Annotated in this window: 11 protein-coding genes and 2 riboswitches; all 11 genes read right to left on the reverse strand. The window is 52.3% G+C overall.

Annotation, left to right across the window (positions count from 1 at the left end):
- Nucleotides 1-46: 46 nt before the first annotated feature.
- The 11 genes from AC6RNO_RS15410 to AC6RNO_RS15460 all read right to left on the reverse strand — a co-directional run bounded on the left by AC6RNO_RS15410 (nt 47) and on the right by AC6RNO_RS15460 (nt 14,565).
- Nucleotides 47-877: a carbohydrate ABC transporter permease gene (locus AC6RNO_RS15410; RefSeq protein ID WP_474684124.1), complete on the reverse strand. Its 831-nt coding sequence runs from the start codon at nt 875-877 to the stop codon at nt 47-49.
- Complete coding sequence (locus tag AC6RNO_RS15415; protein WP_488436043.1) at nt 874-1,740, reverse strand: carbohydrate ABC transporter permease; 867 nt, start codon at nt 1,738-1,740, stop codon at nt 874-876. Before AC6RNO_RS15415 ends, AC6RNO_RS15410 begins: the two co-directional genes overlap by 4 nt.
- A 91-nt stretch (nt 1,741-1,831) precedes the next feature.
- A complete protein-coding gene (locus tag AC6RNO_RS15420) occupies nt 1,832-3,178 on the reverse strand; it encodes an ABC transporter substrate-binding protein (RefSeq protein WP_488436042.1) in 1,347 nt (448 codons plus the stop codon).
- Between the two features lie 93 nt (nt 3,179-3,271).
- The gene (locus tag AC6RNO_RS15425) at nt 3,272-4,834 is read right to left on the reverse strand and encodes a response regulator transcription factor (RefSeq protein WP_488436041.1); all 1,563 of its coding nucleotides are present in this window, start codon (nt 4,832-4,834) and stop codon (nt 3,272-3,274) included.
- Nucleotides 4,834-6,609 carry a histidine kinase gene (locus AC6RNO_RS15430; protein ID WP_497105959.1) on the reverse strand — a complete coding sequence of 592 codons (1,776 nt, stop codon included), beginning with the start codon at nt 6,607-6,609 and terminating at the stop codon, nt 4,834-4,836. Before AC6RNO_RS15430 ends, AC6RNO_RS15425 begins: the two co-directional genes overlap by 1 nt.
- Before the next feature lie 1,547 nt (nt 6,610-8,156).
- Nucleotides 8,157-9,203, reverse strand: coding sequence for a Rieske 2Fe-2S domain-containing protein (locus AC6RNO_RS15435; RefSeq protein WP_488436132.1), 1,047 nt, complete (start codon nt 9,201-9,203; stop codon nt 8,157-8,159).
- Nucleotides 9,204-9,498: 295 nt separating this feature from the next.
- The gene (hpt, locus tag AC6RNO_RS15440; protein ID WP_497105960.1) at nt 9,499-10,041 is read right to left on the reverse strand and encodes a hypoxanthine phosphoribosyltransferase; all 543 of its coding nucleotides are present in this window, start codon (nt 10,039-10,041) and stop codon (nt 9,499-9,501) included.
- Between the two features lie 25 nt (nt 10,042-10,066).
- Nucleotides 10,067-11,578, reverse strand: coding sequence for an IMP dehydrogenase (locus AC6RNO_RS15445; protein WP_497105961.1), 1,512 nt, complete (start codon nt 11,576-11,578; stop codon nt 10,067-10,069).
- 32 nt (nt 11,579-11,610) lie between these two features.
- Nucleotides 11,611-12,171: a phosphoribosyltransferase gene (locus AC6RNO_RS15450; protein WP_488436039.1), complete on the reverse strand. Its 561-nt coding sequence runs from the start codon at nt 12,169-12,171 to the stop codon at nt 11,611-11,613.
- 116 nt (nt 12,172-12,287) lie between these two features.
- Nucleotides 12,288-12,390: riboswitch (purine riboswitch) on the reverse strand.
- Nucleotides 12,391-12,742: 352 nt separating this feature from the next.
- The gene (locus tag AC6RNO_RS15455) at nt 12,743-13,255 is read right to left on the reverse strand and encodes a hypothetical protein (RefSeq protein ID WP_474684769.1); all 513 of its coding nucleotides are present in this window, start codon (nt 13,253-13,255) and stop codon (nt 12,743-12,745) included.
- Nucleotides 13,256-13,416: 161 nt separating this feature from the next.
- Nucleotides 13,417-14,565, reverse strand: coding sequence for a KamA family radical SAM protein (locus AC6RNO_RS15460; protein ID WP_488436038.1), 1,149 nt, complete (start codon nt 14,563-14,565; stop codon nt 13,417-13,419).
- Nucleotides 14,566-14,790: 225 nt separating this feature from the next.
- Nucleotides 14,791-14,930: riboswitch (cyclic di-AMP (ydaO/yuaA leader) on the reverse strand.
- Between the last annotated feature and the right edge of the window lie 19 nt (nt 14,931-14,949).

Genomic DNA, 14,949 nt, shown 5'->3' on the forward strand with positions numbered 1-14,949 from the left:
TCTTCTTTGGCCTTATGATTAACAGCATAAATATTAGCGCTATTAATTAACCTTTGACTGCGCCTGCGGTCATGCCGGCCACAATCTTTTTGTTGAAAAAGATGAACAAAATCAGCGGCGGCAAAGTAATGAGCAAAATATTCATAAACAGCAAGTTCCACTGCGTGACGTACTGGCTTTGGAAATTGTAAAGCGTAAGCTGCACCGTAGCGTTTTTCGCTCCCGGGAAAAAGTACAGCGGATTCGTAAAGTCGTTGAAGATGCCGACCGAAGAAGTGACGATAATCGTTGCGGTAACAGGTTGAAGCAAAGGGAGGATGATCCGGTAAAACAGCTTGAAGCCGCTGCACCCGTCAACGACCGCCGCCTCGTCGATCTCTCGCGGAATCGCGGACATAAAGCCTTTGTAGAGCAGGACGCCGAACGGGAAGCCGAGCGCAACCTCGACCAGGACAAGTCCTGGCATCGTTTTAAACAGTCCGAGACCGTTCAGCACCCAGATCGTAGGCACGATGGCGGGCGGAATGATCAGTCCCGAAAGGACGAGAAAGTTCAGCCACGGCGTAGCCCTATCCTGCCTGCGCTGCATAACGTATCCGGCCATGGCGCAGACGATAACGAGCACGACGATCGATACGACCGTGAGCAGCGTGCTGTTGTAGAACGCCCTTATCAGCATATAATCCCGCGCAGCGATCACTTGTTTTAAATTGTCCCAAAAATGAATCGTCGTCGGCCACGCCAAGTTCAAGAGCGAAGATTCCTGCTTATCCTTTATCGCATTGACGATAACGAAATAAAAAGGGATCCAGAAAACGACAACCGTCAGAAGAACGGCAACGGCCTCCACACTGAACCTTCTTATTCCTTTGCTCATAGGTCAACCTCTTTTCTATTCAAGTACGTATACAGCGGGAAAGCCAATGCCGTGACGAAAATAAACAGAATGACGTTGCCTGCCGTCGCCAGACCGTAGTAGCCGCCTTGGTACTGCTTGTAAATGATCGAAGCGATGAGGTCGGTCGTAAAGCCCGGTCCCCCTTTGGTCATCGCCCATACGAGGTCAAAGGAGCGCAATCCGCCGATAAACGCCAAAATGATGACCGAGTTCGTCGCCGGGCGGCTGAGCGGAAGGATGATGTTCCAGAACTTGCGGAACGAGCCGCCGCCGTCGATTTCCAGCGCTTCATAATAGTCTTGAGGAATCGACATGATTCCGGCAATGTAAATGACGGTGGCGAAGCCGACGCCTTTCCAGACGTCCACAAGCGCTACGGACAACAGCGCGATGCGGGTATCGCCCAACCAATCCGGCCCGGTGATGCCGAGCACGGCTAGCGAAGTATTGATCAAGCCTTGAGTAGGATGCATCATCATGCTGAAAGTAATGCCGACCGCAATGGCGCTAAGCAAAGTCGGGAAAAATATGACAGACCTCAGGTAACCTTTGGTTCTTATTTTTGAAGTTAGAAATACGCCCAGCAAAAGTCCCAAAACCACTTTCAGGACGCAAGTGACGACCGCGTAAATGAATGTATTTTTGAAGCCGATAACGAGCGATGCTTCCTGGAAAAACATTTTGAAATTGTCCAAACCGATAAATTCCCAATCCGCCAAATTCCACCTGGTCAAGCTGAAGAAAAAGGACATGACGGTCGGCAGCAGGAAGATCACCAGGTAAACAACCGCCGCCGGGATCAGAAAAGCGTATGAATACGTGCGTTTGAAAATCTTGGTCATCGAGTTCACCCCTGTATCTTAAAGAAGGGGAGCCGGTCCTGCATCTAATTTGCATGAGGACGGGCTCCCCTCAGATTCTATCCGTTAGCGACTACCATCCTTGAAGACCAAGCTGCTTCGCTTGTTTTTCTACATCTTTGTCGTATGCCTCCGCACCTTGTTTGCCCGTCTTGATGCCTGCGCCGACTTCCGTCGTAATTTGCGGCATGCTGGAGCCTTTGACAGGAGATACATACTCCAGCGCCGGAGCCGTTTTGCCGGAATTGAAATACGGGAACATATCCTTAACCGCTTGCGATACATTGTCAGGAAGCTTGGCGTCCTTGATCGCATACGGTCCCGTAGGCTTGGAAACCGAAAGCGTCGCGGCGATGCCTTCTAAAGATGCGGTGAAGTTGAGGAATTTTTTGGCTTCTTCGATGTGCTGGCTCTTCTTGTAAATATAAGCTCCATTCGGCATCCAAAGGGTCAAACCGTTTTGATCCGCGCTGTCCCCGGGCTGTGCGAAGAAGCCGATATCCTTCATTTTGTCCGGATAATTCTGTTCCAAAGTAGGAATCGCAAAGGAAAGCATCGGATATTGCGCGCCCTTGCCTTCCGCCAGCATTTTCAAACCGGCATCATAATTCGTGGCCAAAAAGTCTTTATTCATATACCCTTTCTTCGCAAGTTCCTCCAGCTTCTCAAAGCTTCTCAGAGCGGCCGGATCGGTCGAGTATTTGGCTTTGTTGGCCGTGTAATCGTCCGCGAATTTCGGATTTTTAGCTTGCACATTGTAATAGTCCGCGAGCACGACGATCTGAGAGGTCCAATCATCCTTGTAGGAGCCGATGACAGGCGTAATGCCGGCCGCTTTGATCTTCTCGTTATTGGCCATCAGTTCATCCCACGTTTTCGGAACGGAAAGACCCAGATCCGCATAAATCTTTTTGTTGTAAAACCAGCCGCCGCCCGATGTCGAGCCTTGCGGGGCCCCGTAGATTTTGCCTTTAAAAGTAACCGTAGGCTTGAAGGAATCGATCACATTCGCCATGAACGGCTCGTTAGTCAGATCCAGCAAGTTTTGCTCCGGATTAAGCGCTTGCATAAGAGAACCGGCATTATACCAGAAAACGTCGGACATATCCCCCGTAGCAAGACGGGTTTTTACGATATTGTCGCCTTCGCCGCCGCCCGGACGGGTTTCCGTTTCAACATGAATATTCGGATATTTCTTTTCAAATGCCGCGACAACCGCGTTGGAGGTATTGACGGCATCCTGCGAATTGTCTACAAGCAGCGAAATCGTCACTTTTTTCCCCGAAGCGTCGGTTTGAGCCGCCGGTTGTCCGCTTTTATCTCCGGCTTGCTGCGATGCGCCGCCGCAGCCTGCGAGCGCGCCGGAAAGCAGCACCGCGGTTGACAATGACGCGACAAGTTTTGTTCCCTTTTTATTCATCGGTTAAGCCCCCTTATGATGTTGACTTGTTGTACAGAGTTCGATCCCCCTGCAGTTTTATTGTAATACCGGCTCATGGGGTGCGGCAGTGCTTCATTTTTTTGTTTCATGTCCGTTTTTTTCTGATTGCACCGCATCTATTTCTGAATGTGCACGTATATCCATATAATGTACATGCTGCTCTTTATATTGCCCCGGCGCTACCCCTGTATACTTTTTAAACACCTCGGAAAAATGTCTATACGTATGATAGCCTACCTTCTCGCTGACTTCGTTCACCTTCAAGCCTTTGCCAAGCAGCGATTTGGCCAGCTCCATCCGGTACCGGGTCACATATTTGATGTACGACTCGCCCATCTCCTCTTTGAACAGCACGCTGAAATACGTCTGGTTCATACCTACGTGCTCGGACACTTCCTGCAGGGTCAAATCACGGGTGCAGTTCTGCCGGATAAAATGGCACGCCCGGACGACGGCGGCATGTCGCGAATCGCCACGGGCATCGATCGTGACGTCGGCGATCCGCTCGATCTGGCTGCGGAACCATTCAGCGACCCGCCCTTTCGCGGCCATTTCGCCGAACTCGACATGCGGCATGCTGTCATGCAGCCGGAAAGACTTGTCTCCGGCGCTTTTTTTCGCTTCCTCCAGCAGCAAATAAATCAGCTTGAGCATCTCATGCTCCGTCACTTCCGGATCGAACTTCCCGCTTTGCAGCCATTGAATAAAGCTGTCGATCTGCTCAAGCAGCACCGCTTTGTTGCCAGAGCGCAGACTCAGAATGATCGCTTCTTCCCGCTCCGTCACCCCTTCGGGCACATCCGCAAGGTCGCCCAAATCCTCAAAGCGTATCATCCCCTTCTCGCCCAAAAAACGCGCCGTTCTCAGCGCGCGAAGCGCCTCTTTGCAGCTGAGGGACGCTTCCGAAACGCGCAGCTTCGTCCCGCCGCTGCCGACCGGCATTTCGGCATGCTCGAATTCGCCTATCGCATGCTCCCAGAACTCCTGCGCCGGAACGTCGTAATGAAAAAAAACGATCATCCGCTCCTGCCCGTGCCTGACGGCGACCGCATCGTACGCAGCGCCCTCCGGAGGCGCGAGCTCGTCCGCCGCAGCGGCGATGACGGTTACGGCCTGCACCCGCTGCGCGTCCGGCCCGAAGCTCTCCCGCCACTTCGCCTCGGCTTCCGCCCCGATCAGCAGCAGATCGAGCGTCGCCTTTTCGAGCAGCTCCCGCCTGTTATTTTGCGACGCCCGCTTTAATTCCCGGATCTCCTTTTGCCGGCCAATACGGTCAAGCACTTTGCGGATAGCTTTTTCCACGCTCTGGATCGTAATCGGCTTCTCCAAATAATCGACAACGTCCAGGTTGATAGCCCTTTTCACATATTCAAACTCGTTGAATCCGCTGAACACGACACAATACGTCTCCGGTGCTTCCCGCATGACCTCCTCGATCAGCTGCAGCCCGTCCATGCCCGGCATCCGAATGTCAGTAAATATCATATCCGGCCGCTCGCTGCGAAAAAGAGACAGCGCGGACAAACCGTCGCTTGCGGTACCGGCCAGTTCGATGCCGAAGCCCGCCCAATCGATCATTTCCCGGAGGCCTTTGAGCACGATATATTCATCATCAAATACAGCTGCTTTCAGCATCAGTCATCCCTCTTTTCCATAATTGGGTTAAAGCGAATTTCGATCTTCGTCCCTTGATTCACCCGGCTCGAAATCGTCATGGAACTGCTCGCTCCGTAATACAAAAGCAGCCGTTCCCGCACATTCCGCAAGCCGTACCCCTGCTCCGTCCGTTTCATATCTTCAATGCCGACCCCGTTATCCTCGACCGTAAAAATAAGAACTCCATCCTCCCTCCTGCCGGTCAGACGAATCGTGCCGTCCCCGACTTTGGGCTCCAGGCCGTGATAAATCGCATTCTCGACAAGCGGCTGCAGCAGCAGCTTCATAATCTCCATCCCCATGATGGAGGGCTCCACTTCTTCCACATATTGAAATCGGTTGTCATACCGGATATTTTGTATCGTCATATAATGCTCAATGTGCTTCAATTCCTTGAACACCGATATCATATCTTTCCCTTTATTCAAGCTCAGCTTGAAGCTTTCCGATAAAGAGACCGCCATTTGGGCGATATCGTTGTTTTTTTGCAGTGTAGCCATCCAGTAGATCGAATCCAGCGTGTTATACAAAAAATGAGGCTTGATCTGCGCCTGCAGCGCCCTTAATTCGGCTTCGCGCTCTTTGAGCTCGGAGAGGGTCAGCCGCTCGTTCAAATCCTTGTTTTCCGAAGCCAGCCGCTTGAACGTCTCGCCGATCGTTCCGACTTCATCCTGTTCGAACGTCTCCGTAAAATCGCGGGTTCCTTTTGTCCACTCGACCATCATTTTTTTGATCTGCAGGAGCGGCCGGGTAATGGTGCCGGAAATAAAAATAGATACGATAAGCGCGACGAATCCCATCGAAACCGCGATGGAGGTTGTGACCATGGCGATTCTATTCGATTTTTTCAGCAGCTCCTGAATTTTAATCAAGTGGACAAAGGTCCAGCCCGTCGTCTGATTCTGATATTGGCTGATCAAAAATCCGTTGTCCCGCAGTTCGCTAAGCACGGCGCCAAGGTCCCCTTCCCGGGAAGACGGCAAATCCGGCATGCCGTTATTAAATACGATGTTGGTCTTTCCCTGATCGGGTTCGAGCGCCATAAAGCCGCCGTAATCGTTGCTTGCATTAAATATGTTGTTGAATATCGATTTCGATACGTTGACGACGAGCAGACCGATCGGCTCGCCGTTCGGATCGGAAGCATCCCGGAACAGTTTTACCGTAGAAAACGAATCCTTCGACTCCCCCAGCACGTCATAGCCGAAAAAGACGACCCTCCCCTGGGCGTTAAAAGCGTTTCGATACCACTCCGTTTGTTGGATCAGCGCCTGCTTGTTCGGTTTCTCATAAATGCCGGCATCATCGGACCGCCCGGTGCAAAACGTCCGGAAATCGAGATTGAATACACAGACGGAATTCACGAATTTGGTGTCGGAAAGATTGCTATTGACCAGCTTCTGAAGCCTGCTGGGCGTCCATTCCAGCGAGCTGCCTTGCCCGAAGATCGGCTGCGTGCCGCTGCCGGTGTTGCTGCTGCTCAGCACGCCCCGCATTTCGTCGTTCATCACGATCGACCGGTGCAGATTGACAATATTCCGCAGCAGCAAATCGGCCACTTCGCTGGACGTTTCCAAGTGATCCTCATTCGTCTGCGCGTTCGTCTCCATGAGCGTGCTTTTGGCGATATTGAAGGAAATGTACCCCAGTATGAACAGCGGGGGCAAAGATACGACAATCATCGCCGCGAGAAAGCGGCTTCTAAGCTTTTGGAAACGTAATTTGCTGCGAAGTAAACGCATCCAAGATTTCATGCTGACCCCCCTGTCGTCGCTTTCGTTTTGTGCGGCGTTCCGCAACGCCAATCAGCGGCCTGAAGAGACGAAACAGGTCGCTGAACAATACAAATCCTATAAGGCTATTATATATAGGGTGTACAGACATACAAAATGTACACATTTTTTTGGCGCATGTCCGTTTTTTTTGGGTGAACGATACGCTTCCCGCATCGCACCGATACAACAAAAAAAAACACGCGTCAGCGTGCACCTTGTTAGCGGGGATAATTTTTTTTTGGGGGGGGCGGCTGCCGGAATGCCTCATAAACGATACCTCGACCATCGGACAGACAAAAAACACTACCCCGACCATCTGGCAGACAAAATAATGAAGAACGCTCGCCGCAAGTTCCCCCGGCAAATTCCCCCGATTGAAGAAACTGATTCCACCAAAATTTGCTCATGCACCACTCGCTATAGGTTCCCCGGTCCGACTTGGTTCCATACGTGGAAATCCTGACCTTGAAAGAACAAAATCACCCCGACGGCTGACAAAGCACTTACCCCCAACTTTATGCACACTTTATCCACAAGCAACTAAAATCATAATTTCCTAAACAGTGAGATAAACCTCTATCGAGGTCTTTTCGAAGATGAGCGACCGCGTTCAGAGGTAGGTTTATTCGCCAATAAGAATGCTGTTTTACGCGCTTTAGCGCTGTAAAGAACTTAAACATTCTTATGTGGTAAAAAAATGCTCCTTTCGGAGCATTTCTGAGACCTGTCGCAAACTCGCTAGCCCATCGCTGAAGCCGGCAGCGTGCACAATTCCTGCAAAACATACAAGTCACAAAACATTCCTGCACCATCGCTCGCCATCGCAGGCTGTTGAAAGACTCGCCCGCTACTCGCAAGCACATCTACTCGGCAACGCGGTGAAAACCTGTAAAAACCCCCATGACGCCGTGGACGTCACTCCACAGAATGAAAATAATCAGGCACACTGCGTTCTATTTTCGTATAAAGTGCAGGTTTTCACTCGTGCTTACGCCAGCAGCGAGAAATTCCTGCAAAAACCCCCATGACGCCGTGGACGTAGCCCCACGGAATGAAAATAATCAGGCACACTGCGTTCTATTTTCGTATAAAGTGCAGGTTTTTGCACGTGCTTACCCCTGTAACGAGAAATCCCTGCAAAAACCCCCATGACGCCGTGGACGTAGCCCCACGGAATGAAATAATTCAGGCCTACTGCGTCTATTTTCGTATAATGTGCAGGTTTTTGCGCGTGTTTACCCCAGCAGTGAGAAATTCCTGCAAATGTGCAGGTTTTTGCGGGTACTTACCCCTGCAACGAGAAATTCCTGCAAATGTGCAGGAATTTCATCGAACACACGGGCCCAAGCTCATTTTCACCAGAAATTCCTGCACTTTCGCAGGCTTTTCGCCAAAACGGGCCCCTTTTACGGAAAAAGCCTGCACTTTCGCAGGTTTTTGTAGCGCCTCCTCTGGCTGCCTGGCCAAGTATCGTGACTTTCTCGGTCAATCGCACATCTACAGCATGTCGGGCCGTGTTTTGCCTTCTATGACGTGTAGGTTTTGCCGAGCCCCAACTCGGTAAGAAGCTGGCGGTACGCGATGGAGGTGCGGTCCGCCGGAATATGCGCTTCGGCTTGCAAATCAAGTGGCAGATCTTCCGGCGTCTGCGCTTCGACCATATCCCGGTCCTCTTGGAACACCTGCAGGTTAAACTTGATGGTGTCCTCGACGGGCGCGTTTTTATCGAAATTTCGCGATATCGGGCAAAACAATCTCGTATAGCGCGCCGAAACCGGCGATGCGCAGTTCAAGATCATCAGCTTGCCGTCATTCGGGAAATATACGGTGAGCGAAGCCGCAAACGGAGGGAATACGCGGAATTCGCGGAGCCACATGAATCCGTCCGGCGCCGGATTTTCCTGGCCTCTTCCGTAATTGCTGACGGTGCTCCAATACTCGGCCAACAGTTGGTTGCCTTCACGCGTTACTTTGTATTGGGGAACTTCGGTGTTGTTGCGGTCGCCAAATGTTTCGGTATGCACAAAGGCGAAATGCGACACATCCAGAAAGCCTTCCATCTGCCGCCCTGCCGATCCCGCAATGTCGAAACTCGGCGGCAGCACGTTCATATAATCCGGATCGTCCCATCCGGGAAACGATGGAAGCTGTTCTTCCGTTGAAGCAAGCGAGGTCCATACCAAGCCGTATCGTTCAACGGCCGGGTATACGATCAATTTCAATTTCGGTGAAATTTTAGCGTCCGGATGCGCCGGAACCGCTGTACATTTGCCTTCGCAATTGTAACGGAAGCCATGATAGGGGCAGACGATTTCCCCGTTCTCCACCCAACCCATGCTCAACGGGGCGCCGCGATGAAAGCAGAGGTCCCGGGCAATCACGATTTTGCCGTTGCTGCGGTAGCACACGAGCTTCACATCCAAAAGCTTGACAGCAAGCGGCTTATCCCCCACTTCGCTGACTGCGGCTACCGGATACCAATATTTGGACAGCACTTGCCAATCTTGAGGTGTAAACGTGCAATCCCGTGGAAGCTGAACTTCGGCGCTCGCTGTCATACTCTCATTTACCATCATCGAATCCACCCCATCATATTTTGGATAAAATCAAATCACGACCGGCCGGCTGCCCCGGCCTCGCATCCCACGCATGGGGTATGGCGCCCCCGTCGTGGAGAGCCACGACGTGCGTTGGGGGAGAGGTGCCTCACGCATGGGGTATGGCCACCTGCCGTACAGCGCCGCAACGCGCTCCGGGAAAGAGGCGGTCTCTCGCCCCACGCACGCGAGGTCTTACCGCTCGTCGTGCAGAGCCACGACGAGCGCCTCTCCCCTCGCGCGGCCCTCCCGAGCGCCCCGCGCCGCTTCCCTACTTCGCCAGCACGCTCGCGTCGAGCGCGCATACTTCCGGCAAATTGCGGTATTTGCCGGCATAGTCGAGGCCATATCCGACGACGAACTCGTCGGGAATCTCGATGCCTTTGTAATCGACATGGACTTCGACCCGGCGGCCGGAAGGCTTGTCGAGAATCGTGCATATTTTGACGCTGCGGGCTTGGCGGGCCAGAAACAGCTCTCTCAGAAATTTCAGGGTGAACCCGGATTCGACCAGGTCCTCCACAATAAGAACGTCCTTGCCCGCTACATCCACATCGGTATCTTTCTTGACGGTGATCTCTCCCGAAGTTTGCGAGCCGCTGCCGTAGCTGGAAACCGACATGTAGTCCGTCTCGACAGGGAACGCAATCTCCCGCATCAAATCGGCCATAAACACCGCGCCGCCCTGCAAAATACCGATAAGCACCAGGTCTTTGCCGCGATAATCCGCGGTTATCTCCCTGCCCATTTCCTGCACCTTGCGATGCAGTTCCGCTTTGCTGACCAGCACTTTTTTGATTGCTTCCGTCACCATCCAGCCCCCTTTTCCGATGCCGGTATCAGTTCGACCGGTCCTGTTCCTTCAGGATGACATCATGCGCCCCGCCCTCAACAATGCTGGTCGAGGAGACTAGCGTAATTTTGGCCTTTTGCTGCAGCTCGGGAATAGAAATCGCGCCGCAGTTGCACATGGTGGATTTGATTTTGCTGACGGTGATATCCAGATTGTCTTTCAGCCGGCCGGCGTAAGGGATGAACGAATCGACGCCTTCCTCGAATTCCAGCTTGGATTCCTTGCCTTCGCCGCCAAAATCGTACCGCTGCCAGTTGCGCGCCCGGCTTGAGCCCTCACCCCAATACTCCTTGACAAAATTGCCGCCGATCAGAACTTTGCGTCCGGGGCTCTCGTCGAAACGGGCGAAATATCTGCCCAGCATGACAAAATCCGCCCCCATCGCCAGAGCGAGCACGATGTGGTAGTCGTGGACGATGCCGCCGTCGGAGCAGATCGGGACGTATTCGTCCGTCTCCTCGAAGTACCGCTGTCTCGCTTCGGCGACTTCCATGACCGCGGACGCCTGGCCGCGTCCGATGCCTTTCTGCTCGCGGGTGATGCAGATCGAACCGCCGCCGATGCCGACCTTGATGAAATCCGCGCCCGCCTCCGCCAAATAGAGGAAGCCGTCGCTATCCACGACATTGCCGGCGCCGACCTTGACCCGATCCCCGAACGTATCCTTGATATAGCGGATCGTATCCGCCTGCCACTCCGAATAGCCGTCCGAGGAGTCGATGCAGAAAATATCCGCCCCGGCTTCGATCAGCGCCGGAACCCGCTCGCGGAAGTCTCGGGTATTGATGCCAGCCCCCACAATCAACTGCTTGTTCTCGTCGTGCAGTTCCAGCGGGTGTTCCCACCCGCTGTCGTAATCTTTGCGGAAAACGAGATACAGCAGGTTGCCATTTTTGTCGACAACAGGCAGGCAATTGAGCTTGTGCTCCCAGATCATATCGTTAGCCTCGGACAGCGTAATGCCTTCTTCGGCATAGATCAGGGAAGAGAACGGGGTCATGAACTGAGAGATCGGAGTGTGGTGCGGGGTCCGGTTTTCGCGGTAATCCCTGCTGGTAACGATGCCCATCAGCTTGCCGGTCGGCAGCCCGTCTTCCGTAATGGCGATGGTGGAATGACCGCTGTCCGCCTTGAGCCGCAGCACATCTTTCAGCGTGTCCCCGGGCCTCAGATTGGAGTCGCTGACGACAAAGCCTGCCTTAAACTTTTTAACTTTCTTCACCATCTCCGCCTGCTGCTCGATCGGCTGCGAGCCGTAAATAAACGAAATGCCGCCGCATTTGGCCAAAGCGATCGCCATTTCATGATCCGATACGGCCTGCATGATCGACGAAGTGACAGGAAGATTCATTTCCAGCGCGGGCCGCTCGCCGCTCCTGAATTTTGTTACGGGGGTTCGGAGATTTACATTTTCCGGAATGCAATTTTTCGCGGTCAGATTGGGAACAAGCAAAAATTCGCTGAAAGTTCTTGAGGGCCGCTCGTAATAAAACGCCATGTCCATCCTCTCCCAAAATAAAGTTCTGCCGATTATACCTTACTTAAAAACCGCGTCGGAATCCCGAAGTCATCCTCGAGCTTCCGGTAATGCTCGCCTTTGACGAGAATGACTTGCACGCCGACAAGCCTGACTTCCATTTCTTCCAATTGCTTGACAATAGAGCGAATCGTAGAGCCCGAGCTGATTACATCGTCGAGGATCAACACGCGGTCATTTTTTTGGAAACCGTCAAAATAAATATAATTTTCGTTATATGCGGTCTCCCGTTTTATGCAAATTTGGAAATCTTCGTACAATTCCGTGCTTAGCCTGAGAATGTTCATCGGTTTTTGCAGCTTGTAGGCCGTCAGCATCCCCCACGTATGACCGCCCGGCTCCGGCGAAACGATATAGTCGAATTCCGGAAATTGCTCCAAAATGCTCTCCGCGAGATTGTCCGTAATCTCCGTCAGCAGCTCGGGAACGATATACGTCCCCCGCTCCCCAAAGGGATACAACTTAAAATCGTAGACGGTATCGCGGTCTTTCATAATCTTTACTGTTTTTGCGCTGCTGATCGACTCATTCAGCCTGGCACACATGTTGTTCATATTCGTTCACTCCTTCCGAGGTCACCTGCGCGTATTGCAAATAACCCCAGAGACAAGAGGCGCAGTACGGACAATCCCCTACCTGAACACAGCGATGCGCCCAAAGGGAAAGGAATTCGTTAACTGCTGCCTCTTATAGCCTGGGGCAATTTACGGTTGCCTGTAGAAACGCTCACACCATATTAATGAGCTTATACAAGAGTTATCGCGCTTTAATGTTATAATTTCTAACATTTATTATTTTTTACATAGTATCACCGCACTTTTTCGCTGTCAATAACTAACTACACGTTAAAATACATTACATAAATCTGCACAAAAAGAAGCCTTGTTTTTGTATATGTAACACAAATATCACAACAAATATGATCAACCGACCGCCATCAAGCAGCGCATCAACGCGCGCCGGGAGCTGCGCGGTGCATGCTATCAAGCAGCCTCAGCTCCGCCCCAGCCACCTCCCGCCGCCTGGTCACCCTCCGGCAAGAGCATGCCAGGCTCGCCGAAAACCGCTCGAACGCGACGGCAAAAAAGCCGCTCCCGATTGGAAGCGGCCTGCCGGCAGAAGCACTTATGCGTCGTACCCTTGTTTCTTGGTCAACATAACGATCAACCCTACGACAATCAACCCGATCGCCAGCGAAGACTGCCCCATAATGTTCAGGCTGATGATACTCCCAAGCGTGAAGATGGCGAAAAAGATCACCGAAACGCTTCCCAGAATAAAGACGGGAAGGAGGATCCATCTGTTTTTGCCGCCGAACCAGTAAAACTCCAGCAGCCCGAACGCTACCGCCAGCGGGAATCCCGGCCACGTATACTCCCAGATGTCGAACAGCATGGAAATCTGGCATACGCCTCCGGCCACAAGGAGAATCCCTCCCGGAATCAACAATCCGGCCCCACGCCGCCGAGTCGCATAGAAATACATCCAATGAAACAGGAGCCCCAAAGGAATGACAAACAAACTTGGCCAAAAATAGGCGAACACCATCCCAGGATCCATCGCATTTCCCTGACTCGTAAAGAAGAAGAAAATTCCCGCCAAGACGAGAAGTGCTCCAAGCAGCGTCTTCTTATCCACCGTTTACCTCCGCTATTCCATAAAATCAATATTTACTTCATTCTAGAATAAATCGGCTTGCTCCGCCAGCACCCCTGGAACGATTTTCCCTACGTCCCGAGACGGAGGCGCGGCCCCCTCCCGGGTACAGGTACGGTTAGCGGCGGCGCATGAGAAAACGGTTAGCGGCTTAGCAATTCGTTGGCGGAGACAATGTTGTCGTTTTTCTTTTTCGGCTTGTTCCAGAACTGCTCATTTCCGGGCAAATCATCGAACCAGGCCGCATGCTCAGGGCAGTCGAGCGCCATAAATTTCCCGTACTGGTCGTCCCGGGATTGATGGTATTTCAAATAAGCCTTCCCATTCTCGATGGCCAAAATTTCGATTTTGCCGGAAGTGTGACTCATCGATAGGCGGACACGCTTGCCCAGGCCGGACGTGAGGGCCTTCGCCTCTTCCACGATCCGGTACACGCGTTCCAGCGGCAGTACGAAATCTTTATTGCCGGCGACGGGCCGGTTAATGAAAAAATAATAAGGCGTGACACCCGCCCACGAAAGCTTATCCAGCAGCTCCGCAAGCACCTCGGGCCGATCATTGATCCCTTTTAGAACAGGCGTTTGGTTCACGACAATCGCTCCCGCTTGATGGAGCGCTTCGAAGCCCCTCTTCGCTTCCGCCGTAATTTCGCGCGGATGATTGATATGCGCCATCACGTAGATGCGGCGCTCCGAGTCGGAATGCTTCCGGATGGACTCCAGCAGCTTCTCGTCTTCGTAGATCCGCATCGGATTGAACACGGGAATTTTCGAGCCGAGCCGAATGATCTTCACATGGTCGATCGCTCTCAACCGTTCGAAGATGCCGTTCAGCCTTGCCGTGGAAAGGATCAAACTGTCCCCTCCCGTCAGCAGCACATTGTTGATCTCCTTGTGCCGGGCGATATAGGCCAGCCCCGGGTCGACGTTCGACATCGCCTCGCTGACATCGTTGCGGAACAACCGCTTGCGGAAACAATAGCGGCAGTAAGCGCCGCAAACCTCGGATACGATCAAAAGGGCCGTCGTCCTGTATTTATGCTGGCAGCCGGGAACGACGTAATTCGTGTCCTCATCCGACGCGTCCCACCTTCCATATTCGGACAGCTCCCCGTCATTGGGAACGATCAATTTCTTGATCGGATCTTCCGGGTTGTTCCAATCTATCAGTTTCAAGTAATAATCGTTTACGCGAAACACGAATTTTTCCGTTATTTGCTTCAACCTTGTTCGATCGCGTTCGGGAATCTCCAGGATTTTATCAATATCGGTAATATATTTCGGTTGCGGCATATTTCATCCTCCTTGAAAAGACAGAATGTTGGCTTTCAACGAATCCAAGACGGCTATCTATCTCCTCCTTCCGCGGATCAAAGCTGCAAAATAAAAATGACCCGTCTTATAGCCGGCAAGAGGACATGTCGATGCCTCCGGGCCGAAAACTATACGTCGGGTCCAATTGAACGCAAAAAGACCCGAATAAACGGGTCAGCAAATGCAAATATAACACAATGCAACTATGACCCACCTACTGCTGACGAGGTTAGCTGCCGGGCTCGGGAAAGATGGTTCCCTACATAAACATCATGATTCGCCCCAAAAAGATTGGTTCCCCCGCTTTCCGATTCGTTAAACCGGAAATTAAGCGTATTTTTATCTTACACAAACACCGCCGGA

The organism is Paenibacillus sp. sgz302190 (assembly GCF_059820445.1).

Bases quoted from the DNA above. Each gene is read 5' to 3' on its own strand.
- AC6RNO_RS15445 (WP_497105961.1), bottom strand. From the start codon at position 11,578: ATGGCGTTTTATTACGAGCGGCCCTCAAGAACTTTCAGCGAATTTTTG.
- AC6RNO_RS15420 (WP_488436042.1), bottom strand. From the start codon at position 3,178: ATGAATAAAAAGGGAACAAAACTTGTCGCGTCATTGTCAACCGCGGTG.
- AC6RNO_RS15460 (WP_488436038.1), bottom strand. From the start codon at position 14,565: ATGCCGCAACCGAAATATATTACCGATATTGATAAAATCCTGGAGATT.
- hpt (WP_497105960.1), bottom strand. From the start codon at position 10,041: ATGGTGACGGAAGCAATCAAAAAAGTGCTGGTCAGCAAAGCGGAACTG.
- AC6RNO_RS15435 (WP_488436132.1), bottom strand. From the start codon at position 9,203: ATGGTAAATGAGAGTATGACAGCGAGCGCCGAAGTTCAGCTTCCACGG.
- AC6RNO_RS15415 (WP_488436043.1), bottom strand. From the start codon at position 1,740: ATGACCAAGATTTTCAAACGCACGTATTCATACGCTTTTCTGATCCCG.
- AC6RNO_RS15410 (WP_474684124.1), bottom strand. From the start codon at position 877: ATGAGCAAAGGAATAAGAAGGTTCAGTGTGGAGGCCGTTGCCGTTCTT.
- AC6RNO_RS15430 (WP_497105959.1), bottom strand. From the start codon at position 6,609: ATGAAATCTTGGATGCGTTTACTTCGCAGCAAATTACGTTTCCAAAAG.
- AC6RNO_RS15425 (WP_488436041.1), bottom strand. From the start codon at position 4,834: ATGCTGAAAGCAGCTGTATTTGATGATGAATATATCGTGCTCAAAGGC.
- AC6RNO_RS15450 (WP_488436039.1), bottom strand. From the start codon at position 12,171: ATGAACAACATGTGTGCCAGGCTGAATGAGTCGATCAGCAGCGCAAAA.